Source organism: Perspicuibacillus lycopersici, assembly GCF_025660475.1.
GTDB classification, from domain to species: Bacteria; Bacillota; Bacilli; order Bacillales; family Caldibacillaceae; genus Perspicuibacillus; species Perspicuibacillus lycopersici.
Genome location: NZ_JAOUSF010000001.1, coordinates 364,734 through 391,250 on the forward strand (window position 1 = coordinate 364,734; position 26,517 = coordinate 391,250).

24 protein-coding genes are annotated in these 26,517 nt (G+C 34.0%); 9 read left to right on the forward strand and 15 right to left on the reverse strand.

Going from position 1 to position 26,517, the window contains the following annotated elements:
- From OEV98_RS01745 to OEV98_RS01760, 4 genes are all read right to left on the reverse strand, one after another.
- Positions 1 to 918 (reverse strand): AAA family ATPase, encoded by a 918-nt coding sequence (locus OEV98_RS01745; protein WP_263071939.1) that lies wholly within the window; start codon positions 916 to 918, stop codon positions 1 to 3.
- A 379-nt stretch (positions 919 to 1,297) separates the two neighbouring features.
- Positions 1,298 to 2,038, reverse strand: a complete 741-nt coding sequence (locus tag OEV98_RS01750) for a glucose 1-dehydrogenase (protein ID WP_263071418.1) — start codon at positions 2,036 to 2,038, stop codon at positions 1,298 to 1,300.
- Between the two features lie 237 nt (positions 2,039 to 2,275).
- Positions 2,276 to 2,833, reverse strand: coding sequence for a cell wall hydrolase (locus tag OEV98_RS01755; RefSeq protein ID WP_263071940.1), 558 nt, complete (start codon positions 2,831 to 2,833; stop codon positions 2,276 to 2,278).
- Positions 2,834 to 3,127: 294 nt separating this feature from the next.
- Complete coding sequence (locus tag OEV98_RS01760) at positions 3,128 to 3,322, reverse strand: hypothetical protein (protein ID WP_263071419.1); 195 nt, start codon at positions 3,320 to 3,322, stop codon at positions 3,128 to 3,130.
- Between the two features lie 422 nt (positions 3,323 to 3,744).
- Between OEV98_RS01760 and OEV98_RS01765 the strand changes: the two genes are divergently transcribed.
- Both OEV98_RS01765 and OEV98_RS01770 read left to right on the forward strand, forming a co-directional pair.
- Positions 3,745 to 3,924 (forward strand): YkvS family protein, encoded by a 180-nt coding sequence (locus OEV98_RS01765; RefSeq protein WP_263071420.1) that lies wholly within the window; start codon positions 3,745 to 3,747, stop codon positions 3,922 to 3,924.
- Positions 3,925 to 4,299: 375 nt separating this feature from the next.
- Complete coding sequence (locus tag OEV98_RS01770) at positions 4,300 to 4,914, forward strand: CPBP family intramembrane glutamic endopeptidase (RefSeq protein ID WP_263071421.1); 615 nt, start codon at positions 4,300 to 4,302, stop codon at positions 4,912 to 4,914.
- A gap of 241 nt (positions 4,915 to 5,155) precedes the next feature.
- On the opposite strand, the gene OEV98_RS01775 is transcribed toward OEV98_RS01770, so the two are convergent.
- A complete protein-coding gene (locus OEV98_RS01775; RefSeq protein ID WP_263071422.1) occupies positions 5,156 to 6,172 on the reverse strand; it encodes a YkvI family membrane protein in 1,017 nt (338 codons plus the stop codon).
- Between the two features lie 275 nt (positions 6,173 to 6,447).
- On the opposite strand from OEV98_RS01775, the gene OEV98_RS01780 reads away from it, so the two are divergent.
- Entirely contained in the window at positions 6,448 to 8,622 is a 2,175-nt protein-coding gene (locus OEV98_RS01780; RefSeq protein WP_263071423.1) for an ATP-dependent Clp protease ATP-binding subunit, read from the forward strand.
- An 86-nt stretch (positions 8,623 to 8,708) separates the two neighbouring features.
- Here OEV98_RS01780 and OEV98_RS01785 read toward each other — a convergent pair whose 3' ends face one another.
- The 5 genes from OEV98_RS01785 to OEV98_RS01805 form a co-directional block, all read right to left on the reverse strand.
- Positions 8,709 to 9,062 (reverse strand): hypothetical protein, encoded by a 354-nt coding sequence (locus tag OEV98_RS01785; RefSeq protein ID WP_263071424.1) that lies wholly within the window; start codon positions 9,060 to 9,062, stop codon positions 8,709 to 8,711.
- Between the two features lie 150 nt (positions 9,063 to 9,212).
- On the reverse strand, positions 9,213 to 10,907 hold the full coding sequence (locus OEV98_RS01790) for a M3 family oligoendopeptidase (RefSeq protein ID WP_263071425.1): 1,695 nt from the start codon (positions 10,905 to 10,907) through the stop codon (positions 9,213 to 9,215).
- Between the two features lie 205 nt (positions 10,908 to 11,112).
- Positions 11,113 to 11,352: an aspartyl-phosphate phosphatase Spo0E family protein gene (locus OEV98_RS01795; protein ID WP_263071426.1), complete on the reverse strand. Its 240-nt coding sequence runs from the start codon at positions 11,350 to 11,352 to the stop codon at positions 11,113 to 11,115.
- A 176-nt stretch (positions 11,353 to 11,528) separates the two neighbouring features.
- A complete protein-coding gene (locus OEV98_RS01800) occupies positions 11,529 to 12,014 on the reverse strand; it encodes a methylated-DNA--[protein]-cysteine S-methyltransferase (protein WP_263071427.1) in 486 nt (161 codons plus the stop codon).
- Positions 12,015 to 12,016: 2 nt separating this feature from the next.
- Positions 12,017 to 13,894 (reverse strand): PAS domain-containing sensor histidine kinase, encoded by a 1,878-nt coding sequence (locus tag OEV98_RS01805; RefSeq protein WP_263071941.1) that lies wholly within the window; start codon positions 13,892 to 13,894, stop codon positions 12,017 to 12,019.
- A gap of 286 nt (positions 13,895 to 14,180) precedes the next feature.
- On the opposite strand from OEV98_RS01805, the gene OEV98_RS01810 reads away from it, so the two are divergent.
- The 3 genes from OEV98_RS01810 (at position 14,181) to OEV98_RS01820 (ending at position 17,895) form a co-directional block, all read left to right on the forward strand.
- On the forward strand, positions 14,181 to 15,200 hold the full coding sequence (locus OEV98_RS01810) for an acyltransferase family protein (RefSeq protein ID WP_263071428.1): 1,020 nt from the start codon (positions 14,181 to 14,183) through the stop codon (positions 15,198 to 15,200).
- A 217-nt stretch (positions 15,201 to 15,417) separates the two neighbouring features.
- Complete coding sequence (locus OEV98_RS01815; RefSeq protein WP_263071429.1) at positions 15,418 to 15,519, forward strand: helix-turn-helix domain-containing protein; 102 nt, start codon at positions 15,418 to 15,420, stop codon at positions 15,517 to 15,519.
- A gap of 624 nt (positions 15,520 to 16,143) precedes the next feature.
- A complete protein-coding gene (locus OEV98_RS01820; protein ID WP_263071430.1) occupies positions 16,144 to 17,895 on the forward strand; it encodes a B12-binding domain-containing radical SAM protein in 1,752 nt (583 codons plus the stop codon).
- Positions 17,896 to 17,942: 47 nt separating this feature from the next.
- On the opposite strand, the gene OEV98_RS01825 is transcribed toward OEV98_RS01820, so the two are convergent.
- Positions 17,943 to 18,425: a YusW family protein gene (locus OEV98_RS01825; RefSeq protein WP_263071431.1), complete on the reverse strand. Its 483-nt coding sequence runs from the start codon at positions 18,423 to 18,425 to the stop codon at positions 17,943 to 17,945.
- A 143-nt stretch (positions 18,426 to 18,568) separates the two neighbouring features.
- Complete coding sequence (locus OEV98_RS01830; RefSeq protein WP_263071432.1) at positions 18,569 to 19,924, reverse strand: TrkH family potassium uptake protein; 1,356 nt, start codon at positions 19,922 to 19,924, stop codon at positions 18,569 to 18,571.
- Between the two features lie 181 nt (positions 19,925 to 20,105).
- Between OEV98_RS01830 and OEV98_RS01835 the strand changes: the two genes are divergently transcribed.
- On the forward strand, positions 20,106 to 20,309 hold the full coding sequence (locus tag OEV98_RS01835; RefSeq protein ID WP_263071433.1) for an alpha/beta-type small acid-soluble spore protein: 204 nt from the start codon (positions 20,106 to 20,108) through the stop codon (positions 20,307 to 20,309).
- A gap of 222 nt (positions 20,310 to 20,531) precedes the next feature.
- Here OEV98_RS01835 and OEV98_RS01840 read toward each other — a convergent pair whose 3' ends face one another.
- Complete coding sequence (locus OEV98_RS01840; protein WP_263071434.1) at positions 20,532 to 20,996, reverse strand: hypothetical protein; 465 nt, start codon at positions 20,994 to 20,996, stop codon at positions 20,532 to 20,534.
- A gap of 466 nt (positions 20,997 to 21,462) precedes the next feature.
- Entirely contained in the window at positions 21,463 to 23,034 is a 1,572-nt protein-coding gene (locus OEV98_RS01845; RefSeq protein ID WP_263071435.1) for a peptide chain release factor 3, read from the reverse strand.
- A gap of 314 nt (positions 23,035 to 23,348) precedes the next feature.
- Here OEV98_RS01845 and OEV98_RS01850 point away from each other — a divergent pair, with 314 nt between their 5' ends.
- Positions 23,349 to 24,218 (forward strand): thermonuclease family protein, encoded by an 870-nt coding sequence (locus tag OEV98_RS01850; protein ID WP_263071436.1) that lies wholly within the window; start codon positions 23,349 to 23,351, stop codon positions 24,216 to 24,218.
- A gap of 68 nt (positions 24,219 to 24,286) precedes the next feature.
- Here the strand turns inward: OEV98_RS01850 and OEV98_RS01855 are convergent, their stop codons facing one another.
- On the reverse strand, positions 24,287 to 24,523 hold the full coding sequence (locus OEV98_RS01855; protein ID WP_263071437.1) for a hypothetical protein: 237 nt from the start codon (positions 24,521 to 24,523) through the stop codon (positions 24,287 to 24,289).
- Positions 24,524 to 24,886: 363 nt separating this feature from the next.
- Between OEV98_RS01855 and OEV98_RS01860 the strand changes: the two genes are divergently transcribed.
- Entirely contained in the window at positions 24,887 to 26,506 is a 1,620-nt protein-coding gene (locus tag OEV98_RS01860) for a spore germination protein (protein WP_263071438.1), read from the forward strand.
- The last annotated feature ends 11 nt before the right edge of the window (positions 26,507 to 26,517 follow it).

The following is a 26,517-nucleotide window of genomic DNA, read 5'->3' on the forward strand; positions in this document are numbered from 1 at the left end:
TTAAATTTCAACCTCTACCGGCGTAGGAAGTTCTTCGAGAATTTCTAACAAAACTTCTTCCACTGATTTTTTTAAGGAGCCTTCTGCAGATAAATAAATTCGATGACTTAACACTGGTAGTACTATTTCCTTTATATCCTGCGGAGTAACGAAGTCTCTTCCAGATAATAATGCCTTCCCTTGAGCTGCTCGAAGTAAGGCAATACTGCCACGTGGACTCACTCCTAGTTCGATTTCTTGATGATTACGAGTCGCACGAACAATTGCTAATAAATAATCCTCAACATCCTCGTGAATTTGAATACTAATTAATGCTAGTTTTCCTTGAAGGATTTCTTCCTTTCCTATTACAGAGCTTACCGACTGAATCTCTGTTTTTCCCTTTTGCAATGCTAACATTCTTTTCTCATCTTCATAAACTGGATATTCCATTGGTAGCTTCATAAAAAAGCGATCCATTTGTGCTATTGGCAAAGGAAATGTTCCTTGTTGAGATTCCACTGGATTTTGCGTTGCAATAACCATGAATGGATAATCTAATGCTATCGTTGTCCCTTCAATGGTAACTTGAAATTCCTCCATAACTTCTAGCAAACTGGATTGTGTTCTTGGAGTTGCTCGATTTATTTCATCTGCTAATAAAATATTGGTGACAATCGGACCTGGACGTAGCTCAAAATCCAGTTTTTGTGGATGAAAAAATTGAATTCCTGTCACATCACTAGGAAGTACATCTGGAGTAAATTGAATGCGGCGGAACTTAGCATCTATAACTTCGGAAAATGTTTTCGCAAATGTCGTCTTCCCTGTACCTGGTACACTTTCTAGCAAAATGTGACCATCTGCTAGTAAAGCAATCGTAAATAATTCTACTAAATGCTCTTTCCCGATTATTTTTTTGCTGACTTCTAATTTCATTTGATCAACAATAGCAACTAAATCCAAAATGACTCCCCCTATTATTAAGTCGTCTATCCATACTTTTAATAATTATTTGAATATATACACATTTTATCAGACTATCAACACTATTACGAAGCTTTTATAAATACAAATTTATTATCTCTAATTAATTGGAAAGCGAGCATTGTTTACACGCCGTTTTCCTTTTAGATTGGTAAAGTTATTAAGATCCAAACACTAACTACACTTTACTTTCCTGCTTGTAAATTAAAATTGCTTACAGCTCCTCACTAGCAAAAAAAGCCTGACAAATCCCATTGAAAAATCGGCTACATTCGATTTACTACAAGGAATCATCAGGCTTATTATTTATATAAGTAGAGCTGTCGTTATTTTATTCTTCATAGATCATTTTCTTTGTCATACCACCATCGATTGTTATGTTTTGTCCAGTGATAAAATCATTATTTGAATCAGCTAAAAACAAACAAGCACGTGCAATGTCTTCGGGTGTTCCAACTCGTCCTGACCAATGCTGTTTATGATCCATTTCACTAAGTACAGCAGGATCTCCTGTATGAATCCATCCCGGACTTATAGAATTCACTCGAATATGGTATTCGCTTAAAGTAGCAGCAAGTGCATGTGTAAGTGCAATGATTCCGCCTTTTGTCGCGGCATAGCCCTCCGTATTTGGCTCTGACATGAATGCCCGTGTCGAAGCGATATTGATAATTACGCCACCTGAGGTTTTCATATAACGTGCAGCCTCTCTTGAAGAAAGAAAAACGCTACGCAAATTGGTTTGGATAATGGTATCCCAATCATGGAGTGTCATTTCAAAAAATGGCTGAAACTTCGAGATTCCCGCATTATTAATCAAAATATCAATCCGGCCGAATTGTTGAATTGTTAATTCAATTAAACGAATGATATCTTCCTCTTTCTTTACATCTGTTTGAATAAATACACTTTTTCCATTTAATTGCTCGATTATTTGTTGGGTTTCCATTCCATTTTCATTATCTATGTCTGCAATGACAACATTTCCACCCGCTTTAGCAAAAGAAATCGCAATTTGTCTTCCAATTCCACTGGCAGCACCTGTAACAATAATTGACTGATTAGTAAACATTAGAAAACGCTTCCTTTCAAATCTTTTTAATTACTGTATTCGAATAGAATGTTATTATTTGTATGTAAGCCAAGGTCATGAAATATCCATTCATTAGAAAACAGCCTTAATAATTTCCATAAATATTGATATAATTTTATCTATCTTTTCCAAATGAATCAATTGTTTTTTCTGGAATTTATTGCAAATCTTTTAAAAAAGAAGCTGACCTTAAGTTGTCAGCTTCTTTTTTATGAACTATTTTGCAAAGCGATGGTTTCCAATCGTGACAGTTACCTGTCTAGAGAAAATCCATGAACTTGTACTTGTTTTCGGATTGTAAAAATAGAGGGATCCAGATCCTTGACCTCTAAATGCTAATGCTTCCCGGACTGCTTTTTTCGAATCGGCATCTGCAGACTGATTGATTTGCCCATTGGCTACAGGTGTGAATGCATAATGTCCTTGATCCTGTGCATAAATTACATTTGTAATTGTATTTGGAAAAGCAGGATTATCTACACGATTTAATACAACCGTTGCTACTGCAACTTTCCCTGCATATGGTTCACCCTTTGCTTCCGCACTTACCAGTCTTGCTAATAAATCCATCTCCGCTTGTGTGACGGGCTGAGATAATGTTAATTTTTGACCTGGATATATTATATTTGAATTTAATTTATTCATAGATTGTATGCTAGAAACAGAAACTCCATAAGTTTGACCAATTTTATATAAAGTGTCTCCTGACTTTACTGTATAAACTGATGCAGCTTCCGTTGACTGATTACTACCAATACCCATCATCATCGTCATTGCAAATCCAGTAACGACTACTTTTTTAACAATCGATTTGATCTTCATTATTCTCATGCACCTCCGTAAAATTAATACTCTATTAGGCTATCAATTTTTTAAAGGAGAAGCATTAGTAGAAACATGGGATAGTTTCCTATTTTTGTATGTTGACAGACTGCTACAACTAATTAGGTAAAAAGAATGGTTTAGAGCTACATGAAGTGTTTAAACTTATAGTAAAAAAAAGAATAGAAATAGCTTCTATCCTTAATAAAAGTTTTATCAAGTTCATTAAATTACAATTATCTGGTATTAGCTTCTCGCTTCCTTCATATAATAGTAGATAACATCGCCACCACGTTGTGCAACACCACGAAAATGTTTAAAGTCATCTCGCTGTGTTAATGATTTTCGAAATGACAAAAACTCTTCTTTACTAATAAATAATTCCTCAATTTCACCATTTTTCAATTTATCTTGTAATGAAATAGCCGTTTGTTCGTCCATCCTTTTACATCCTTTACATAAATTTTCTTAATAAAAAGTTAAATATATCGTCTTCCAAATTAGTTATATTATAAAATCTAATCTATTACGATATTTTACTCTCTTTCGTAAAAATCAACAATCAATTTGCTAACAAAAATGATCACGATAATGAATTACCTATTACAGGCAAACATATTGAAACAGGAAAAATAATTAATTATTTTGAATACATTCAAGCAACTTTTTTACGATTTTAAAATACTCCAACTCTATATTTTAGTCGTTTTCATTCAAATGATTTTACATTATTTTCTTTTTCTTCCATAAAAAGCTAGGTCATTTGGAGGAATTTCACAAATAAATAAAATCTTTACTTTACATTACATTCATTTTATAGGAAACTAATAAATAATTATAAAGATATGTAAGGAGAGAAGGATATGAGAAAAGCATCAGTGGGAAATGTCGTTGCATTCAAAGATGGCATGAAAGGCATTGTTGAAAAAGTAAACGAAAACTCTGTCATTGTTAATTTAACATGCATGGAAAATTTTCTTGAATTAGAATTAGATGAAAGAACCGTTGTCAACCATAAAAACTATACCATTATTGAAGAATGATTATCTAATTCTATTAAAAAATGAAAAGGATTTCTTTTTCCTTATTAGCACATAGCCAGTATAGAAAGCCTCATTATATACGTAACTCCAACTTTAATTTTACGAAAATTCCCTCAACCGCTTCATTCATTAAAAAGGGTGCGACAAATCGCATCCTTTTGTACGTTTTCATCCAAAGAATCTTCACACAAACATTTTGCGATTTTGGAAAAAGAAATAAATGGAATCATGATGAAAAAGTTTCATGGTAACCTATACTTCCCCATATACATAAGACATAAGCTTTTCCTATTGTGTATAAAGAATGACGCAAAACTTTCCGTTATTCATTAATTATGATAAAATAATATCTGGTTTTGAAAGGAGTTTATACTTATGGTAAAAACGATTAGGAATTGGAAATTCCTCCTCGGATATTTGATAGCACATTTGCTGCTTTATTTTACTTTTGATCATACAAATGTTTTTTGGTATATATTAACCGGTAGTAGCTTCTTTCTAATTTCATATTCGATTATGAACGAAGAAGTAGACGACAAAATCCCAGTCGGACAATATTTACTGTATGGCATTTTGTCAGGACTTCTCTTATACGGGCTGTTTTGGCTAGGTAATGCTATAATTAATGGCTTGAACTTATCGTATTTTGAAAATCAAGTACAAAGTTTATATAAACATTTTAGCCCAGATTTAATTTGGCATTACATTGTCCTTGTTCTAGTAATTATTCCAGCTGAGGAATTTTTCTGGAGAGGATTTATTCAGAAACGTTTCTTAGCAAATACCAATTTTTGGACAAGTATTCTTGCTTCAGCAATATTATATGCATCCGTCTATATATTTTCTGGATACCCTATTTTAATCGTAGCAGCATTAATTTCCGGTATTGTCTGGGGAATTTTATATGCCTGGAAACGAAGCTTACCACTTGTAGTCATGTCACATTTAACATTTGATCTAATGATTTTCTTATTTTTACCGTTAATTTAATGACGTATTATCTTTATGTTATATTTATAAGGCGGTTTTTAATAGTGAAAAGATATTTTGAATGTGCCGCTACGCAGAGTGTATTTAGTCTGTCGATTACTTTCAATAGCAGTTACGATGGAAAAACGCCTATTTAAAAAGAACTATGGATTCTAATCCGTAGTTCCTTTTTTTATTTTAATTTCTCGTTTGACCAATCTACTTAAAATTATTCATAATATTATTATCCAATCAATCCCCCTTATTTCTTTAGGACTAACAAAAGCAAAAACAAAATACTAATATATCCAAACAAAGGATATAAGGTTGATAACAGTATTCCATAGTCAATTTTGCTTATAAAATAGGCGACGCCAAGTATACAGACGCCAACATATAAAGGTTTGATGGAAATAATTTTACTCACAAACCGCTCAAGTCCGTATATATTACCGATTATGGAGGTGAAAATTTCACCATAGATGACGAGAATAAAAAATAAATAAAATGAACTCGCAAAAGTATTCATTAAAATACCCATTGGAATATTATAACTCGTTAAATTAGGGAGCTGTACTAAGGAAATATGGCTAGTCACTAATATAATTGTCAATAATAAGCCTCCAATAATTCCCCCTGCTCTCACCACACGCTCATCCCCTATTTCTGTTGCAGCCGGAACGAGAATAGCTTGTGTTAATGTAATATTAAATGCTACATATGCTAGCGCAGAAGATAACACCGACCACTTAAAAGGAACTGGCATTAATATATTGTCCCAAAAATTAGGCAAATCTATAACAAGAAAGGCGATAATAAAGCTGAAAATGATTAATAGAGGTACAACAAACATATTTACTATATATAAACCTTTTGTCCCAATGAATAAGACGAGAATAGTTAGTACAATAGTAAAAATAACTCCCAGTTCTTTCGGTAAGTGCAGCTGTTCATCAAATACACTTCCCGCGCCGGATAGCATTACAGCCGTTACACCAATTAACATGAAAAACATGATGAGATTAATTAGGGGAGCAAAGGTTGTACCGAAAAGATGTCTATTTAATTGATGATAACTTTTTGCCTCGATTCGAATAGCTAACAGCATAATTTTCACTCCGAAAAGGATAAAACAAAACCCTGTTAGAAGAATTCCTATAAAACCATACATCCCAAAACGAGAGAAAAATTCTACAATTTCTTTTCCTGTTGCAAATCCTGCTCCAACGACAGAGCCTACATAAACTGATGCAAGTTGAAATGACTTTTTCCAATCCAAGACGAGCCCTCCCCTCCCTTCATCTATACGCTATTTTGGACAAGAGTAGAACATTCCTGATGAAGAACTGTTAAGCAAGTAAAGACAATTAAAGAAATTAGTGCAAAACCTTTTAACTTTACTAAACCAAATGTTTTGCTAATTTTTCGGAAGAAGTAAAAAAAATTTTTGATCAAAATACTTGAAAGTCAAAAAAGGTCAAAGTATAATACAAGTATAGAAAGTCAAAGATAGTCAAAGTCAAAATAAAACTAATTCGGGAGGTTTGTTCTACTATGTTATGTGAAAAATGTCATAAAAACGATGCGACTGTTCAGCTTCACTTTCAATTAAATGGTAACAAAACGGAATATGCATTGTGCAAACAATGTTATCAAAAGGAACAACAAAACTTCCAATCTAGTTTTGATTCAACCATAAAAAATATATTTGGTAATAACGGAAACGAGTTCCCATTTGAGCATATGTTTGGTGGGTTCGCGAATTCACCATTTGAGCAATTTACCGATTCAAACAAAATGGGAGCAACTACAAAAACGGTTCAATCTACTGGTAACGGAAGAAACAGTTTCCTTGATCAAATCGGCAAAAATTTATCAGACCAGGCAAAGGCTGGCAAAATTGATCCTGTTATTGGCCGTGATAATGAGATTAAAAAAGTTATTGAAATATTAAATCGAAGAAATAAAAACAATCCTGTCTTAATTGGTGAACCAGGTGTAGGTAAGACAGCGATTGCGGAAGGATTAGCATTAAAAATAGCAGCTGGTAAGGTTCCGGTTAAATTACGGAATAAGCAAGTATATTTATTAGATGTTGCTTCACTTGTCGCAAACACTGGATTTCGCGGGCAATTTGAACAACGAATGAAGCAATTGATTAGCGAATTACAGCAACGAAACGATGTTATATTGTTCATTGATGAAATCCATCAAATTGTTGGTGCTGGTTCTGCTGAAGGTTCGATGGATGCAGGAAATATCTTAAAACCAGCATTAGCTCGTGGTGAAATTCAATTAATTGGTGCAACTACTTTAAAAGAGTATCGTCAAATCGAAAAGGACGCGGCACTCGAAAGAAGACTGCAGCCTGTCCAAGTCCATGAACCATCAATGGACGAAGCAACTACTATATTAATGGGGTTAAAACCAAAATACGAGGAGTATCATCAAGTAAAATTCACAGATGAAGCCATTCGCGCATGTGTGTCACTATCCCATCGTTATATACAAGATAGATATTTACCTGATAAAGCAATTGATTTATTAGATGAAGCAGGTTCAAAAGTAAATTTAGAAAATCCAAATTTATCTAATGCTTTAATAGATGAACGCCTAAAACAAATTGAAATGGAAAAAAACCAAGCATTACAAACAGAAAACTATGAGCTGGCAGCAAAATTACGTAATGAAGAATTAACACTAGAAAAACAACGTGCATCTTCACTAGCAGAGAAGCAACCAGTTGTTGATGTACAAATGATCCACAAAATTCTCGAAGAAAAAACCGGTATTCCAGTAGGGAAAATCCAAGCAGACGAACAACAAAAATTACAGCATTTAGAAGAAAACTTAAATGCAAAAGTCATTGGACAAAAAGAAGCTGTACATGCTGTGTCAAAAGCTATTCGTCGGAGTCGTGCAGGATTAAAACCAAAAAATCGCCCGATTGGATCTTTCCTTTTTGTAGGACCTACCGGGGTAGGTAAAACAGAATTATCGAAAACACTCGCTGAACAAATTTTCGGCTCAGAAGATGCAATGATTCGTCTTGACATGAGTGAGTACATGGAGAAACATAGTATTTCAAAACTTATTGGTTCTCCTCCAGGATATGTTGGCCATGAGGAAGCAGGGCAATTAACAGAAAGAGTACGTCGAAACCCGTACAGCCTACTTTTATTAGATGAAATTGAAAAAGCACATCCTGATGTAATGCATATGTTTTTACAAATTCTTGAGGATGGTCGTTTAACAGATAGCCAAGGACGTACCGTAAGCTTTAAAGATACTATCATCATAATGACAAGTAACGCAGGTGTCGAACATAAAGACATCCGTGTTGGTTTTGGAAATACGCAAGACGAAGATACTAAAACAGTAGTAACAAACTTACGCGATTTCTTCAAACCAGAATTTTTAAACCGATTCGATAGTATCGTTTCTTTTAAATCATTAGAAAAAGAACAATTACTTCAAATTGTTGATTTAATGCTAAAACAATTAAACGAACAATTAGCGGAAAATAATTTACAGATTGAGATTTCGAATGAAGTAAAGGAAAAAATTGTTGAGCTTGGATATAACCCATCATTTGGCGCACGTCCATTACGTCGAACAATCCAAGAGCATTTGGAAGATTCTATTGCAGACTATGTTTTAGATCACCCAGAAATCAATCAACTAACCGCAACTGTTGTAAATGATAAAATTGTTATTGTAAATAAATAAGGCTTCAGTTATATTTGGTCTCCTTTTATCCAAGAACTTAGAAAAAAAGCAGAGGTTAATTTCTCTGCTTTTTTCTTATTATTGTACTAGTGAATTAAATAGTCTTTATAATAAATTAATGTAATTATTCCTGTAATAACGGTATAGCTTAAGGCAACGTAGAATGCAATTGTCGGGTGGAAACTCCTTTTTTGTCTGTCCAGTTTTGTACGTACTTCCGTTGCCGCCCATTGTGAATCGTTGTTTGTACTCTGTAGTCTCGCATCTGTTAAATCGGACATAAATCCACCAGATGAATTAAAAAAATGTATAAAAATGGTTACCGCTAGACCCGCTAAAAATGACCAATCGATAAAACGGGAACTAAATAATGTCGCAGCTCCCCAATTAACAAAAAGAATGATACCAACGCTAATAATTGCCCATACAATTTTCCTCATATATTTTCCTCCTTCTATGTTCCCTTTAACTTGATTCTACTATAAAATTTAAAATCATCATAATAGTATTGCAAATAATTAAATAAAAAATGATGTCAACAAATAGTGACATCATTTTTTATTTGTTTATTTTGTTTTGCAATTTTTGAATTAAAGCTTTGTATCGTCTACGGAATCTAACCAGTTTTCGATGACACCAATTACTGATTGCACACATCCATCTTCAAATGGGGAAATCAATCCAGCTGCCTCTACTAAATTTAAGAATGATTGACTACCACCTAATTTACATAAGCCTACATAATCATCCCAAGCCTTTTCATGATTTTCCTGGGATTTTTTCCAAAATTGGAATGCACATATTTGTGCTAATGTGTAGTCAATATAATAAAATGGGGAGCTATAAATATGACCTTGACGTTGCCAATAACCACCATTTTCTAAGTATTCAAATCCATCATAATCTAAATGTGGTTTATATTTCTTCTCAATTTCTCGCCATGCTAGTTTTCTTTCAGTAGGTGTTGCTTCTGGATGCTCATACACCCAATGCTGGAATTCATCAACGGAAACACCATATGGCAAGAATAGAAGTGCACTAGATAAATGGGCGAATTTGTATTTATCAGTATCCTCTTTAAAGAATAACTCCATCCACGGATATGTAAAGAATTCCATACTCATCGAATGGATTTCACATGCCTCATAAGTTGGGAAGCTGTATTCAGGTACCCCTAATTTTCTACTTAAATATACTTGGAAAGCATGTCCTGCTTCATGAGTCAATACGTCTATATCACCACTTGTACCGTTAAAATTCGAGAAAATAAATGGGGATTCATAGTCTTCAATAAACGTACAGTAGCCCCCACCAGCTTTTCCCTTTTTCGCTACAAGATCCATCAAATGATTATCTACCATATATTGGAAAAATTCATTTGTTTCAGAGGAAAGCTCTGCATACATTTTTTTCCCGTTTTCGATGATCCATTCTGGAGATCCTTTTGGTGTTGGGTTTCCAGTTAAAAAGTTTAATGGTTCATCATAATATTTTAACTGTTCTACACCAATCCGTTGTCTTTGGCGTTCCTTAAGCTTCGATGCAATCGGAACGATATATTCTTTTACTTGATTGCGGAAATTTGCAACCATTTCTGCATTATAGTCTGTACGCATCATCCGATAATACGCAAGCTCCACAAAGTTTTTATAGCCTAACTGATTCGCAATTTCAGTACGAACTTTTACAAGTTCATCATAGATGCGATCAAGCTCTGCTTCATGCTCTACCATGAACCCAAAGCGTGCTTCATGTGCACGTTTGCGCATGTTACGGTCCTTCGATTCCATAAACGGCTGCATTTGCGCAAGCGTCCGTTCTTCGCCTTCAAATTCAATTTTTGCAGAAGCTAATAACTTAGTATATTCCGTTGTAAGCTTATTTTCCTTTTGTAATAAAGGAATAATTTCTGGTGAGAAGGATTTTAATTGGGATTCTGCTAAAGCGAATAACTGCTTACCAAATTTCTCTTCCAAGTCTACTCGGAATTTTGAATCGACAAGTGCCTTATAATAAGCGGTGATTAGCCCTTCTAACTCAGGAAATACTTCATCCATATAATCCTTTTCCGCTTTATAAAACTCATCCTCTGTATTAATCGAATGACGGATGCTCACTAATGTCCCCATCGTTCCTACATTACGACGAAGCTTGTTAATAGCTTCCATTGCTAATACTTGCCCCTCTAATGTACTTGCTTGATTAAATTGCTCAAGTAATGCTTGGAATTTTTTTTTCACATCCTCTATATTTGGACGTTCATATTTATACTCTTCAAATTTCATTTGCCACCATCCTCGTTTGAAAAATTTAATTCTTTGTATATATTCGACAACTTTAGTAATTTTCCTTTTTAAAATTCACTATCTAGTAAAAAAATTTCGGGACACTAATAAATTCAAAAAAAAAAAAAAAACACCCTGTCGGTCGATTAGGGTGTTCTTCGCTAATTTACTTAATTTATAATTGATTAATCAATAGATGTCATTTTTAAGCATATAATTTACCTGGTCTAAGTGCTTCCTTTGTTTGGTATCCGAAAAATGGTAATTTTTCTAATTCCATTTTACGAAAAAAGCGTTGATATTCATTGATCAGAAGGTCGAGTTCTTGGCTGTAGCGCAATGTTTTTTCACTGGTAAATCCATAAGTTTTGGCAGAAGCAATCATTAGCTCTCTCTTATTTTTAATCGCTGCTTTAATTTCTTCTATATCTCTTTCTGTTTTCACTATTAAAATCCTCCTACTTCTAACCCTCATTACTTTAAACGATTAATTAACTCACCAAGACATTATGGCAAATTTAAATTTCAAAGTAAATAGAATCGACAAAAGTAGACAAAACATTTTTATTTCTTGGAAAACCGACATTTTTCGCCACTTTCTGATCGGATAATAGTAGAATTTTACCGATTTCCTTCTAATTGTAACAGCTTTTCTTTTATATCGGTTCGGGTACCAGCATAGCCTGTTAATTTTCCATTTTTTCCAATCACACGATGACACGGAATGATAATCGGTAAATTATTTGCTCGATTTGCTTGTCCAATTGCTCGAACTGCTTTTGGATTTCCTATCTTCTCTGCAATAAATTGGTAGCTTCTTGTTTCCCCATATGGAATATTTAGCAGAGATTTCCACACTGATTGTTGGAATACTGTCCCACCGAATGTAATCGGAAGCTCAAAGCTTCTTCGCTCCCTTGCAAAATATTCCTCTAATTGCTTTTTCGCTTCCAACAGTATTCTATAGTTTCTACCATCCACTAATTCTCTTTGAACAGCCCACTCTTGAAAATCCTCCTCACCAAGAAATAACGCACAGATCTTTTCATCTGCTGCAACAATATAGATTTTATCAATAGGGCTATCCATTTTACTGTAATATAACAATATTATTCCTCTTTCCTTTTCAATGGTAGAAGGATATGGAATACCGTTCCTTTTCCAATTTCACTTTCGACATCAATTCTACCACCATGTTCTTTCATAATTTTATAACTAACCATCAATCCTAAACCAGTTCCTTGCTCTTTTGTAGTATAAAATGGTTGGCCTAATATATGTAATTTTTCTTCTGGGATTCCTTGCCCTTGATCATGAATGGATATTCGAAGGTAATCATCCACGGTTTCATCCATTGAGACTTTGATTGTACCGCCATTTCCCATTACTTCAATCGCATTTTTTACTATATTAATGAACACTTGCTTGATTTGGTTTGGCTCACAATAACAATTAATCATTGGCTCGGTGAAATGTTTTTCAAATTGTATATTATCCATAAGTGCTTGTGCATGTAATAAATCGATCGTATCTTCCATTATTTGCACGACATTATAATCTTGATATTGAATGGCTTGTGGTTTTGCTAATACAAGGAATTCATTAACGATAACTTCTATACGATCTAGTTCTGCCATTATTATGTTAAAATACATTTCATACCCATCAATACTACTTCTTAATAATTGAATGAACCCTTTTAACGATGTCATTGGGTTGCGAATTTCATGGGCAATCCCCGCTGCCAGCTCCCCAACGACATTTAACATTTCCGATTTGCGCAATTGGTTTTCCATTTGAAGGCGATAGGTTATATCACGAAAAATTGTTAAATTTACTCCTGGGATAATATCCTTTTTCGAATAAAATTCCAAACTTTTTATAGATTGATCCTGTAATTGAATGTCCACAATATCTTGGTTATCGCCATATTTTAATGTTTGCTCAATAAAGTGAACAAAATTTTGATTTCCATATTTTTCTTCCGTGGTGATTTGCATCATTTGTTGCTGCACATTTGTCTCATAAACATTTAATATTTTTCTACCAACTACGTTAATATCCACGATAGATATCGGCAATGGAGTAGATTCAGTCTCATTTCTTATATCCAATGGTGTTTCACTTTTCCATAACAGCATTCCGTCAAGGGAACCGTGAAAAACATTTCGAAACTTCTCTTCACTTTTTTGTAAATTTAACTCGATTTCTCTTTTATCTGTTATATCACGCAATATCGATAGGTATAAACCATTGTATACATTTGCACTTGCTGACATTTCAAATATTTTCGTTTCCCTTTCCCCGTTCAATTGAATTTCACCAAGGAAAGACCCAGTAGAAACTAGCTCATTCCAAAATTTCTCATATTCATTTGTCCAGTTTTCGTTCACGAGAGTTGATAGCTGTAGAGTAACAAGCTCATCACGGCTAACACCGACACTATTACTAAAAGCAGGATTTACATTGATGATTTTTCCATTTTCATCGAAAATAATTACTCCATCGATTATTTGATTGAAAAACTTATTAAACACCTCTAAATGTAATGAACATTCCCATTCCAGTCGTTTCGTAGAGGTAATATCTTTAATAATAAAAATATCCGTATTTGGTAATATATCACTTAAAGCATAAAATTCAATATGCTTTACGATTCCATCATTTAATTCTATTAACCACTCATCTGTTAATGTTCCTTGCTCTTGAATAAGATTATCCTGACGCTCTATTAATTCGACAGGATTCAAATATAAATAATCATAAAGTGTTTTTGTAAGGAGAACATCTAGGTCCGTTTGGAAAAATTGACAGGCGGCAACATTCGCTCCTACAAATTGCTTCTTCCGATCTAGTAATATCATTGGTTCCGGTGCAATATTATAGATTCTTTGAAAAAATTGAAGCTCTACTTCTAAACGTTTATTTTCCGCTTCAAGTTCATTAATTTTATCTTTCAATTCGATTACATTAATGGAATAATTCATTTCCTTCAACCCATTTCCCCTCCTTCGCAACCCTTTCCATCAGAAAACATTCGACAATTATGTGTCAAAATCCTTTTATTTCTTATATTTTACCAAAATACTACATTAAAATTATTTCATTTACTTGACATTCTTGAATATCATATGGAACATTTTGTTAATTATGGTAGAATAATATAGTTTATTTCAGAAGAAATAGAGCTATATAATAATTACTTAATTTCACATAACGAAACAAATGATTCTCTATCGTAGTACTTATGTGTATGAAATGGAGGAATTTCCTATGAATAAACGGGATTTCTATTTCGATAACGCCAAATTTCTACTAATCTTTTTTGTCGTATTTGGCCATCTTATCCAATCCTTTACAAAAAATAATGATGTATTATATGCACTTTATAAAACAATTTATACGTTTCATATGCCTGCATTTATATTAATTTCCGGTCATTTCGCCAAAGGATTTCTAGAAAAGGACTATATTTGGAAGCTGATGAAAAAATTATTGTTTCCTTACATGCTCTTTCAATTGATTTATACAATCTATTATTATTTTTTACTGCACCAGCAATCATTAGAGTTCAATTTATTAAACCCTGCATGGTCCCTATGGTTTTTAATTAGTTTATTTTGCTGGAATTTAATGCTACCTTTGTTTGCGAAAATGCGCCCATTAGCAGGCTTAATGCTTACCTTTATGATTGGTATTGCAATCGGCTATGTCGAATCCGTTGATAATTTTTTGAGCTTATCACGTACTTTTGTGTTCTTTCCGTTCTTTTTACTGGGATATCATTTAAGACGAGAGCATTTTCAAACGATAGCATCCAAGCAATATAAAATATTAGCGATAAGTATCGCGGTTTGTGCATTTATTATCTTTTATTTCTATCCAATAATTGATGAAAAATGGTTATTGGGATCGAAGCCTTATGCCCAAATGGTTGCAGAAACTTCATTAGGTGCTACGCAACGACTAATTGTTTACTGTATCAGTTTAATCATGTCAACATGTTTTCTTGCTCTCGTGCCGAAACGAAAATATTCCTTTACGAAAATAGGGAAATATACATTATATGTTTATTTACTACACGGATTTATCGTCAAATATTTCCGCCAATCAGTGGTCGAACAATGGTTAGCGGAGCACCATCTCGTGTGGATATTAGTAGTAGCTGCTTTAGCCGTCGTACTACTCCTTTCTAGTCCATTCATCCGCATCATAGCGCAGCCGCTCATAGAAATGAGTATTACCCGCTGGAAAAAAATATGGAGACGTATAAGAAACGTCACTAATGCCTAATTTCTTTGGATTAAAAAATATTGCCATAATAAACAGAGTGCGAAAGTTTGAACTGCCCATTGTATACTAGACAGGGGAAGTTCAAACATCGCACTCTTATTTTTTTTAAAAGTAATAAAATATTTAGAACGTAACAATTCATAACATGAATGTAAACGACCGTTAATAGACTTTCGTTTGTTTCTATTCGATAATTGAATCAGGAGGTATGAAAAATATGATAAATAGGAATTTGAAAAATTTACGAATACGCTACAAGCTGACTCAAGAGGAAGTGGCAGAACGCCTAAATGTATCTCGACAAGTCATTGCAAAATGAGAAAAAGGTGAATCCACCCCTGATATTCAGCATTGAGCACTGCTTACTAATTTAGCTGCTTGGCTTTCCGGGATTTGGATTGACTTAGATTTAGTTGGTGGTCTATTCAAGAATATTGCATACGCACTGCCGTTTGTACATGCAGTTGATATGGGAAAAGCTACCATGAATGGTCAATACAGCGATATTTTTCCTCACCTCTTGTGGGTACTTGGGTATGCAGTCGGCTTATCCATACTTGCAATACTATTATTTAAAAAGAAGATGAAGGCCGATTAAATCCATTCGGATTTGTTTCGATACTATGAAGAAAGGCGGTTATTCACCTTTCTTTTTTATTATTTCAAAATTCTTTAAAATAGCTCTTTTATTCCTTCCATTCCTCATTTATTATGAAAGTAATGCGATAATAGTGTTTTCTATAGAAATTACAATTTACCTCTCCACCTGCATTACCTACTAGATTTTGATCCAACATAATAATATAAATCCAGCTATAAAAATTAGAATCTTGGCTAAAATGAAAATATAGTTTTAACCTAATCTTAAATGATATCTCAGTAATATCTTAACTTACTCACCTATTGTTTTAAAGCTTATTCACTATGTTCAAAGGAGTCCCATATGAAAACAATCGTAACTACTTTAAACGCTAAATACATCCATATGAATTTAGCCATTCGATATTTAAAGGCATATGCCGAGCCACAATTTCCGGTCGAACTTGTCGAATATACCATAAAAGATCCAGTAATGAACATTGTTGCAGACCTATATAAACGGAAGCCAAATATATTGGGGTTTAGCTGCTACATATGGAATATTGAAGAAACAATAAAGGTTATCCAACTATTAAAGAAAGCAAACCCAAATGTAAAAATTATTTTAGGTGGCCCAGAAGTATCCTATGATGTCGGCTATTGGTTGGAACGGATACCGGAAGTGGATGTAATTGCAATGGGTGAAGGAGAAGCAACCTTTAAACAAATTCTTCACGCCTTCAAAAGTGGGAATAGTTTAAAGGAAGTTCAAGGGATTGCTTATTTACAGGAAGGTCGACTCCAAATTAATCCAGCAAGAGAAAAATTAGATTTACGCAATCTTCCTACCCCTTTTCGATTCGACCAAGATAAAAAGGATTTGGCGAAACGAGTCATTTACATTGAAACAAGTCGCGGTTGTCCATTTAACTGTCAATTTTGCCTCTCTTCCATAGAAGTAGGTGTTCGCTATTTTGATCGCGAAAAGATAAAGGAAGAAATTCGCTATTTAATGAAAAATGGTGCACGAACGATTAAATTCGTTGATCGTACCTTTAATATTAGCAGAAAATACGCTATGGACATGTTCCAGTTTTTAATTGACGAGCATGTACCTGGCACTGTATTTCAGTTTGAAATTACGGGGGACATTATGCGTCCGGAAGTCATTGAATTTCTCAATACGAATGCACCAAAAGGATTATTTCGTTTTGAAATAGGTGTCCAGTCAACAAATGATTATACAAATGAGCTAGTGAAACGGAGGCAAAATTTTACAAAGCTCACAAGGACCGTAAAGATGGTGAAGGATGGTGGCAAAATAGACCAACACTTAGATTTGATTGCAGGCTTACCAGAGGAAGATTATCAATCATTCAAAAAAACGTTCAACGATGTATTCCACCTACGCCCAGAGGAACTGCAGCTTGGATTTTTAAAAATGCTACGTGGAACTGGACTTAGAATACAAGCAAAGCAATGGGATTATACGTATATGGAGCAATCTCCATATGAAATTATACGTAATAATGTTTTATCTTTTGATGATGTGATAAAAATAAAACAGGTGGAAGATATTTTAGAAAAATATTGGAATGCCCATCGGATGGATACGACTATTGAATATTTAGTTACGAATATATTTGAAAGTCCGTATGATTTCTTTCAATCTTTTGGCACCTTTTGGGATAATGCTGGCTGGTCCAAAATCGGTCATCAACTAGAAGATTTATTTACTCGATTACACCAATTTTTACAGGAGCTTTCAATAAATGAATTCGATTCTGTTTCGGGATTAATGATTTATGATTACTTAATTAGGCAGAAATACAAGCCAAGAAAAATTTGGTGGATAAATAATGTGAAGAAAGCTGTTAGTGGAGCTATTTATCATCAAATACAGTCCCATTCCAATATTCCAGAGCAAATTAAAGGCTTATCTGAACGAGATTGGTACAAAGATACCATTATTGTAAAGTATCCATTTAATTTAGCACATTATTTGCAAACCGGCGATATGATAAAAAAAGAAGGTTATGTCCTATTCTACTATGACCGAAAAGGAAATTGCTCTTGTTATCCTTTAGAGGAAAATATCAATGAAGCTACCGCATAGTAAATAAATAGTTACGTATGGCGCCTGTGAGAATTTTCTACAGGCGCTTATTCATTCATAACCTCGTATTGTTTTTCTTCTCCGTCTGTAAATTCCACATTTAATGCAAAGCTGATAAAATCGTCGTTAACATTAAATACTTTAATCACTTCAGAAATCACAGCTTCTTCCGAGGTGGTCTTATCAAAGGTGAGCTGCTCAAAGAAAGGCTGTAATTGATGATAGGCATACATTCCTTGTTGATTATCTTCTGTATTTATAGGATCTCGTATTTCTGCAGTAATTTCTTCTCCCACTTTTTTATAATCTACCTCATAGGATTGATTATTCGGATATTCTATATTTAATTCAAATTGTGAGAAAGGAAAAGGTTCTCCTTCTTCTTCTTCAATGGTACTTTGATGCTTGTATGCCTCATCCTTTTCGACTGGATCATCATTTGTTTCAGGAGTAGTATTTTCATTATCTAGATTACAGCCTGTTAAGACAAATAGTAGGAAAACGATTAAAAGCTTCATTCGATAAGACATTAAACATACCTCCTTCTTTCTTATTAGAATGACCAAATAATTGAAAAAGATTATTGGTTTATTTTCCAAGATATAACGCAAAAAAAAAAAAATAGGGCATATTAGCCCTAAGTCCATTAATTCTCGTACACTCTTCAAAATAGTTATCCAATAATGATTCTTTCCTTTGGATAATGGAAGTTATCAGTTTTCATTTTCCCACCGATCATAAAGATAAATAATAAAACACCTACACGTCCAATAAACATTAATAGCATGATCACAATTTTTCCAACGGAAGATAAATCAGCAGTTATTCCTAATGACATTCCGGACGTTCCAAAGGCAGAACACACTTCAAAAATAATTGCCATTAACGAGGCATCCTCTGTTAAGGACAAAATAATAACCGAGCTAAAGCATAGTAATACCGCTAACGTAGAAACAACAAAGGCTTTCATTACATCATCCTCATGAATTTCACGTTTAAAAATTTTAATCGACCGGTTTCCTTTCGCAAAATAGAAAAAGAATAAAATCGTTAAAGCAAAGGTCGTCGTTCGAATTCCCCCACCAACAGAGCTAGGGGACGCCCCAATAAACATTAATCCTGAAAGCATCAACAAGGTTGGGTCTGCTAACTGAGAAATATCCATTGTGACAAGTCCACCACTTCTTGTAGAAGCAGAATGAAACAATGCATAAAATAACGATTCATGCCAAGATTTATCTTTCAAGAAAAACTGAGCTTCAAAAATAAAATAGGAAATTGCGCCAAGAAGTAATAGTCCAAAATAAGTAATGGTTGAAAGCTTTGTATTAAGCGAGAAATTATTTTTTTCCTTACTATTTTTCCGTAATAAAAAATTCTTCAATTCAATTAAAACAGGAAATCCAATAGCTCCAAGAATAATTAACAGTATATGAATAAGCTGCACAAAATAGTCATGAGCAAATGGTACTAACGATTCGCCGGTAATGTCAAAGCCCGCATTTGTTGTTGCACTGACAGATGAAAAAAGACCATTTAAATAAGCCTCTTTCCAATTGGAAAAGTAATGAAGGTAGTACGTACCAAGAATAAGCGCACCTACTAATTCAATCACAAAGATAATAAGTAGTAATTGACGTAGTAATTGTACTAAACCGGAAAGACTAATTTGATTTTGGTCGGCCATTATTAAACGTCGTTCTTTCAGTCCAATTTTTTTCCGCACCAATATCCAAAAAAAGGTACCTAATGCCATAATCCCTATTCCGCCCACTTGGAGCACAAGAATTAGGATGAAGATACCAAAAGTAGTAAAGGTTTCAGAAATATTAATTGTTGTTAATCCGGTTACACTTACCGCACTTACCGCTGTAAATAAACCATCTAGAAAACTCCATGGAGCATCAGGTTTTCGTGATATCGGCAAACTCAAAAGTATCGTTGATATCGTGACTGTTAATACATAATACGCAACAATTACTCTTGCAGGAGTCAAATTATTGTAGTAATCTATAATTTTTTTCCACATATAACAAATAATTCCTTTCGAAAAACTCTATTCTTATTTATCATATCGGTAAAAGGAAAGAATGAAAAGAGTAATTTATACTTTTGCGCAATACTTGCATACGAAGTCAAAACTTGCCACTAATGAAATCCCACAACAAACACATAATAAAAGTATACCAAGCTAAAGGTGGTGAAACTAAATGGCACGATCTTCTAATCAATTATTAGTCCCTGGTGTACAACAATTTTTAGACCAGGTGAAATATGAAATTGCTCAAGAATTTGGTGTGGAATTAAGCGGTAATACAGTATCACGTTCCAACGGCTCTGTTGGTGGTGAAATTACAAAACGCCTCGTTCAACAAGCACAAGCACAATTATCTAACCAAAATCACGAATCATAAAAGATTCATTAAAAATAAAATATTCTAGAATCTCCACTCGATAACCTGTACTTTCAGAAGTGCAGGTTATTATTATTAATTGAAACCATCAGTAAAAATACAAAAAAGTAGTCCATTATCGGAGTGTTGTATTACGGGTACTCCAAAGAGAACTACTTATCAGACATTTCAAAGCTGTCATTTTATAATTATATTTGAAGAAAGTATCTTTGGAATAAATCACTATCTTTCCTGAAAGTTCACAAAAACCTTCTTTAAAATAAAACCAACAAAAAGTCCTAATGGTAATATAATCATTGGAAAGAAGACTGGACCAGGATAAATTCCTAGAAAATTTGCTTTACTACCATACATTGTCCCTACTGTTAGAAAATAGGCACCAAATACAAATGGCAAGAAATCATACTTCCCGACATCCCCTTCGGATATGCAATAAGAATCCCACATGACATACATATAAATACATGGATAGAACATTAGCCATTCATAATTGATTACCTTAACTGCGTTGTCCATTTCCCCTAAGAAGCTAAAGCGTATTGCTTCATTAAATTGACTTTGGACATTAATGCAGAACTCAAGAAGCATAAAAAAAATACCTTTAATATACGCCCCTACTAATAGCTGAGGAAAACCTGGGAAGGCTATACTCCATAAAATTGCTTCTAATTTAGATAATTTTCGCATAATAAACGACCTGCACTTTTCGAACTTTTTCTTTCATTCATATCATTTTCCTTTACTTTCACAGTTTTTCAAGGCTTAGAGTAAACACAATGTCGAAAATTATGTAGGGCTTTTGGCTTTTTCATTCTTTTCGTTAGCACAAATTATGGTAATTTTATCTTTCACTCACGATTATCTTTGAGGTATCTTTCTCAAACTGAATTATTTAATCCTAATCCGCAAGAAACTGAATATCGTTTTTCAAATCCTTGTTTCCTTTAGTATTCCCAAATTTAGGGAAATTTTCATTGTTTCACACGACATTATCAAAAATATTTTTTATTACTTATTTTCTACTCTTTTCCTCCTTAGCTGTTCCATTTTCCACATAATTATTGAGCAAAGATTCAAATAGATTTTGCATAAAAAAGAGGAATGCTCAAAAGTTCCGTTAAAGAACTATTGAACACCCCTCTAAACATGAATATTAGCGGTCATCCATTGGGTTATATAATTTCACATCTGGATTTTTATCTTGGAACCAACGTAGTGCAAAGTCATTTTCAAATAAGAAAACATTCCGATCAAAACGATCCTTTACAAGCATGCTTCTCGTACTTGACAGTTTTTCATCTACTGTATTTCCTTCAATCCAACGTGCAATTTTAGAACCAAGATGCTCGATCATCACATCAACATTATATTCATTTTTCATTCGATGCTCGAACACTTCAAATTGCAGTTGACCAACTGCCCCTAAAATATAATCTTCATATTTCGTTTTAAATAATTGAATTGCTCCCTCTTGCACAAGCTGGTTAATACCTTTATGGAATTGCTTTTGCTTCATTACATTTTTCGCTGTGACACGCACGTATAGATCTGGCGTGAATTGCGGAAGTGGATCAAATTGGAAAAGTGATTTACCTGAAACAATTGTATCTCCGATTTGATATGTTCCAGTATCATAAAGACCGATTATATCCCCACTTACAGCTTCATCCACTGTACTGCGATCATCTGCTAAAAATTGCGTTGATTGCGATAGCTTCATTGATTTACCTGTACGAGATAACGTTACCGACATACCTCGTTCAAACTTCCCAGAGCAAACACGGACAAATGCGATTCTGTCTCGATGAGCTGGATTCATATTTGCTTGAATTTTAAAGACAAATCCTGAGAAATCTTCATTAAATGGATCCACCGGACCATTATTAGAATGGCGTGGTTGAGGTTCTGGAGCAAATTTTAAATACGTTTCTAAAAAGGTTTGAACGCCAAAGGTTGTCAACGCACTACCAAAGAATACTGGAGTTAATGTACCATCTGCAATTCTTTCCTTCGAAAAATCATTACCCGCTTCATTTAATAATTCAATTTCTTCTAATGCTTGCATGTACAATCCAGATTCCTGCATTGGATGATTATTCGCAATTTCTCCATCATCATTTAATGGGATAAAGCGGTCCTCTTCTTCTACTCGGAACTGTTCAATTCGATTATAAAATCGATCATAAATCCCTAAAAATTCCTTTCCCATTCCAATTGGCCAATTCATTGGGTAGGATTCAATTCCTAATACTTCTTCTAATTCAGCTAACAATTCCAATGGCATTTTACCGACACGATCCAATTTATTGATAAATGTAAAAATTGGAATTCCTCGCATCCGACACACTTTAAATAGCTTAATTGTTTGTGGTTCTATCCCTTTCGCTGCGTCAATAATCATAACGGCACTATCAACAGCTGTTAATGTTCGATACGTATCTTCACTGAAGTCTTCATGTCCAGGAGTATCCAATATATTCACACGAAATCCATCATAATCAAATTGCATAACACTCGATGTTACCGAGATTCCTCTTTGCTTTTCGATTTCCATCCAGTCACTAGTCGCATATTTTCCTGTTTTCTTCCCTTTAACCGTTCCTGCTGCACGAATTGCTCCTCCGAACAGTAGTAGCTTTTCTGTTAAAGTTGTTTTCCCGGCATCAGGGTGAGAGATAATCGCAAACGTTCGCCGAGAGCTAACTTCCTCTATAAAATTTTTCATTAAACTTTATCCTTCCTAACAATTAATTCTTATTTAAATAGTATATTAAAAGAATTCATGATCGTAACATCTGATTTACATCCACAATGAATTACATGTTTTCCCCTCACATGTTATAAAAATTTAAGCATACGTAAAAATATTACCCTTCTACTGATAAGAATGCAATGATTTCTAGTGATTTCTTTAGGAAAAAGTATCCACATGCATCCATCACAGCCCCCTTCTGGGAAATATACCCAAAACAAAAAGAGATTTTTTCCTTATGTCATGGTAAGATTAGAAAAGAAACATGCAACAGGAGGTTTTACAGCTTGGTCATTATCATTTTATTTTTGCTCGTTTTTTTCTTCCTTTATGTTCATTTCCAATATCGTCATAAATCTTTCATTGGATTATCAATCATCGCGTCGATTTTATTTACTGGTTGTGCAGGAACCACTTCCGAGACAGAGAAGCCCAGAATTACTAGTGAAACTAATAGTGTGGGGGACCCATCGGATAATATAAATTCTACCTTAACAGAAAATGAACAAACAGATCCACCTTTAGCAATTGGAAAAGTTACAAATGTAGTGGATGGTGATACATTGGATATTACCTTTGAAAACGGAATGGAAGAACGTGTCCGTCTAGTGTTGGTTGATACTCCAGAAACGAAGCACCCAAGCAAACCCGTTCAACCCTTTGGTTCAGAGGCAACAACATTTACGAAGGATTTGTTAACAGGGAAAACCGTCGAAGTAGAACTAGATGTGCAGGAACGAGATAATTATGGTCGGTTATTAGCTTATCTATATTTGGACGGAAAAATGGTGAATAAAACATTACTTGAAAAAGGATTAGCACGTGTTGCTGTCTATCCACCCAATACCCGCTATGTCGATGAATTCAATGAAATTCAAAATATAGCCAAAAAGCAAGGCATCGGCATTTGGTCGATTGAAAATTATGTAAGTGACACTGGTTATGCACTTATCAATTCCAACAGAGTGGAAAAACCCGAAAATATAAGCAGTGATGCAACGTGCAAAAACCCGACGATAAAAGGAAATATCAATTCGAAAGAGGAAAAAATATATCATATTCCAAGCGGACAATATTATGATGTGACAAAGCCTGAAGAAGTATTTTGTACTGAAAAAGAAGCAATCAATGCAGGTTATCGAAAATCACTTCGCTAATCAATTTCTAAATATACTTAAATACCGAATTAGCACTCATCTATTTAATTTTGAGTGCTTTTTTTATTTTAATTTTTTGTAGGAACCGTCTTTTTCAGTTTCTTAAAAAATGATGATAGTAATCGAATAATAAAAAAAAGAATAAATAAAAATAATAAAACAAGTTCAGGTAACTCCATTACCCGAAAGGGATTAATGGCTGTATAAATCGTATCTTGAATTCGATAGCCCATTACAAGATCAATACCGATTAACAGGAAAACTAATGCCATTACAATGACTAAAATCACTACTATATTTTTCATATCTTCCCCTCATTATTCTTGCGTTATTTTAATTCGACTGTTTTTCTAAATACATGAATGTTGATATTTAAAATATGAATATCGTTATGAAACTTTTTTACTTAGGAAGCAGACTGTATTCACTGACTATTTTCGTTTTAAGTAAAAATACTTCTTTAACATTTATCATTTCTAACAGTGATCATTTTTATCAAAAATTTGATTCTCTGCATAACTCTCCGAATAATAACAAATAATGTAAAAAAATATTCTTATACATAAATAATCCTTTATAAGAGAATTTTGGAAAATTTAATTAGGTATTCACAAGTACAAAATAACATCTTTTACTGCTGCTTTAATTGATTTTTTTGGAGGAATATCATGGCTAAGGCTAAATGGTCTAAACTATTTAAATTAACGAATAAGCATAAAAAGCCGATATCACCTAAAACAAAGGATACGAGCGGAGAAGCAAATAATATTCCAAAGAAATATTTAGATAAGCAATTAGGAATAAATATTCAAACACTCCAACAAACGACCGGAAATAGTGACGATATCGTTATTCGAAAAATTGAACTTGGCATCAATCCTTCGATTAAAGCAGCTGTAATTGTTACCGATGGATTAGTGGATGATCAATTGGTTAGTGAATTTATTATTACCACGCTACTTGAAGAAACTAAAAATAAAGAAATTATTCCAGTAGAATCGCTTTTCGATAGAATTGAGAAAAAATTTCTCACCATTGCAAATGTCAGCTCTATTTATGCTTGGGATGAATTATTTCCATCACTTTTAGCTGGGGAAGCTATCATTCTTATTGACGGATTAGCAAAAGCTTTATCAACAAGCACAAGAGGTGGAGAAAAACGGAGTATAACTGAACCGACTACCGAACTTTCGATTCGAGGACCAAAGGATTCTTTTACCGAATCGATTCGAACGAATACATCACTCATTCGCAGACGAATTAATAATCCGAATTTATGGCTGCACTCCATGAAAATCGGGAAAGTAACACAAACCGATATTGCCATCATGTATATTAACGGCATTGCGAACGATAAAATCGTAGAAGAAGTTAAGCGTCGTTTAAATAGTATTGAAGTTGATGAAATTTTAGAAACAGGATATATTGAACAATTTATTGAAGATGAAACATTTACTACTTTTCCTACTATTTACCATACTGAAAGACCGGATGTCGTCGCTTCCAATTTAATGGAAGGGAAAATTGCCATTGTCGTTGACGGAACACCTTTCGTTTTAACTGTTCCTGCTCTCTTTATTGAATTTTTCCAAGTTCCAGATGATTATTATTCACGGTTTGATATAAGTATTGCCATTCGATTTCTTCGTGTACTAGTTTTTTTTATTTCCTTAATTGCCCCTGCTACCTATATTGCAGTTACTACCTTCCATCAGGAAATGGTTCCGACCCAATTAATTATTGCCATCGCTGCTCAGCGAGAGGCCGTACCCTTTCCAGCATTTGTAGAAGCAATGCTGATGGAAATCACCTTTGAAATATTAAGAGAGGCTGGGGTTAGATTACCACGATCTATTGGGCAAGCAGTATCCATCGTTGGTGCACTCGTTATTGGTCAGGCGGCAGTAGATGCAGGAATTGTTTCACCTGCAATGGTAATTGTCGTTTCGATCACAGCAATCGCAAGCTTTGCTACCCCTTCCTTTGCAATGGCAATATCCGTTCGAATTATCCGTTTTTCGTTAATGTTCTTAGCAGCATTTATGGGCTTTTACGGGATTATTTTCGGTTTAATGATTATGACTTTGCATTTATGTAGTCTCCGCTCATTTGGAATACCATATATGGCTCCATTCGCACCAATAATGGCAAAAAACTTAGGAGATTCTCTTATCCGACTGCCATTGTGGAAATTAAAAACACGACCGAAGCTTATTAGTCAAAAAAATATTACACGTACAGCTGATAATCAAAAGCCGACACCTCCAACAGAAGAAAATAATTCATAAAAAAAGGAGAT

Bases quoted from the DNA above. Each gene is read 5' to 3' on its own strand.
- OEV98_RS01780 (WP_263071423.1), top strand. From the start codon at position 6,448: ATGTTATGTGAAAAATGTCATAAAAACGATGCGACTGTTCAGCTTCAC.
- OEV98_RS01770 (WP_263071421.1), top strand. From the start codon at position 4,300: ATGGTAAAAACGATTAGGAATTGGAAATTCCTCCTCGGATATTTGATA.
- OEV98_RS01810 (WP_263071428.1), top strand. From the start codon at position 14,181: ATGAATAAACGGGATTTCTATTTCGATAACGCCAAATTTCTACTAATC.
- OEV98_RS01755 (WP_263071940.1), bottom strand. From the start codon at position 2,833: ATGACGATGATGATGGGTATTGGTAGTAATCAGTCAACGGAAGCTGCA.
- OEV98_RS01820 (WP_263071430.1), top strand. From the start codon at position 16,144: ATGAAAACAATCGTAACTACTTTAAACGCTAAATACATCCATATGAAT.
- OEV98_RS01825 (WP_263071431.1), bottom strand. From the start codon at position 18,425: ATGTCTTATCGAATGAAGCTTTTAATCGTTTTCCTACTATTTGTCTTA.
- OEV98_RS01785 (WP_263071424.1), bottom strand. From the start codon at position 9,062: ATGAGGAAAATTGTATGGGCAATTATTAGCGTTGGTATCATTCTTTTT.
- OEV98_RS01750 (WP_263071418.1), bottom strand. From the start codon at position 2,038: ATGTTTACTAATCAGTCAATTATTGTTACAGGTGCTGCCAGTGGAATT.
- OEV98_RS01845 (WP_263071435.1), bottom strand. From the start codon at position 23,034: ATGAAAAATTTTATAGAGGAAGTTAGCTCTCGGCGAACGTTTGCGATT.
- OEV98_RS01805 (WP_263071941.1), bottom strand. From the start codon at position 13,894: ATGAATTATTCCATTAATGTAATCGAATTGAAAGATAAAATTAATGAA.
- OEV98_RS01830 (WP_263071432.1), bottom strand. From the start codon at position 19,924: ATGTGGAAAAAAATTATAGATTACTACAATAATTTGACTCCTGCAAGA.
- OEV98_RS01860 (WP_263071438.1), top strand. From the start codon at position 24,887: ATGGCTAAGGCTAAATGGTCTAAACTATTTAAATTAACGAATAAGCAT.
- OEV98_RS01855 (WP_263071437.1), bottom strand. From the start codon at position 24,523: ATGAAAAATATAGTAGTGATTTTAGTCATTGTAATGGCATTAGTTTTC.
- OEV98_RS01765 (WP_263071420.1), top strand. From the start codon at position 3,745: ATGAGAAAAGCATCAGTGGGAAATGTCGTTGCATTCAAAGATGGCATG.
- OEV98_RS01840 (WP_263071434.1), bottom strand. From the start codon at position 20,996: ATGCGAAAATTATCTAAATTAGAAGCAATTTTATGGAGTATAGCCTTC.
- OEV98_RS01760 (WP_263071419.1), bottom strand. From the start codon at position 3,322: ATGGACGAACAAACGGCTATTTCATTACAAGATAAATTGAAAAATGGT.
- OEV98_RS01815 (WP_263071429.1), top strand. From the start codon at position 15,418: ATGATAAATAGGAATTTGAAAAATTTACGAATACGCTACAAGCTGACT.
- OEV98_RS01790 (WP_263071425.1), bottom strand. From the start codon at position 10,907: ATGAAATTTGAAGAGTATAAATATGAACGTCCAAATATAGAGGATGTG.
- OEV98_RS01745 (WP_263071939.1), bottom strand. From the start codon at position 918: ATGAAATTAGAAGTCAGCAAAAAAATAATCGGGAAAGAGCATTTAGTA.
- OEV98_RS01835 (WP_263071433.1), top strand. From the start codon at position 20,106: ATGGCACGATCTTCTAATCAATTATTAGTCCCTGGTGTACAACAATTT.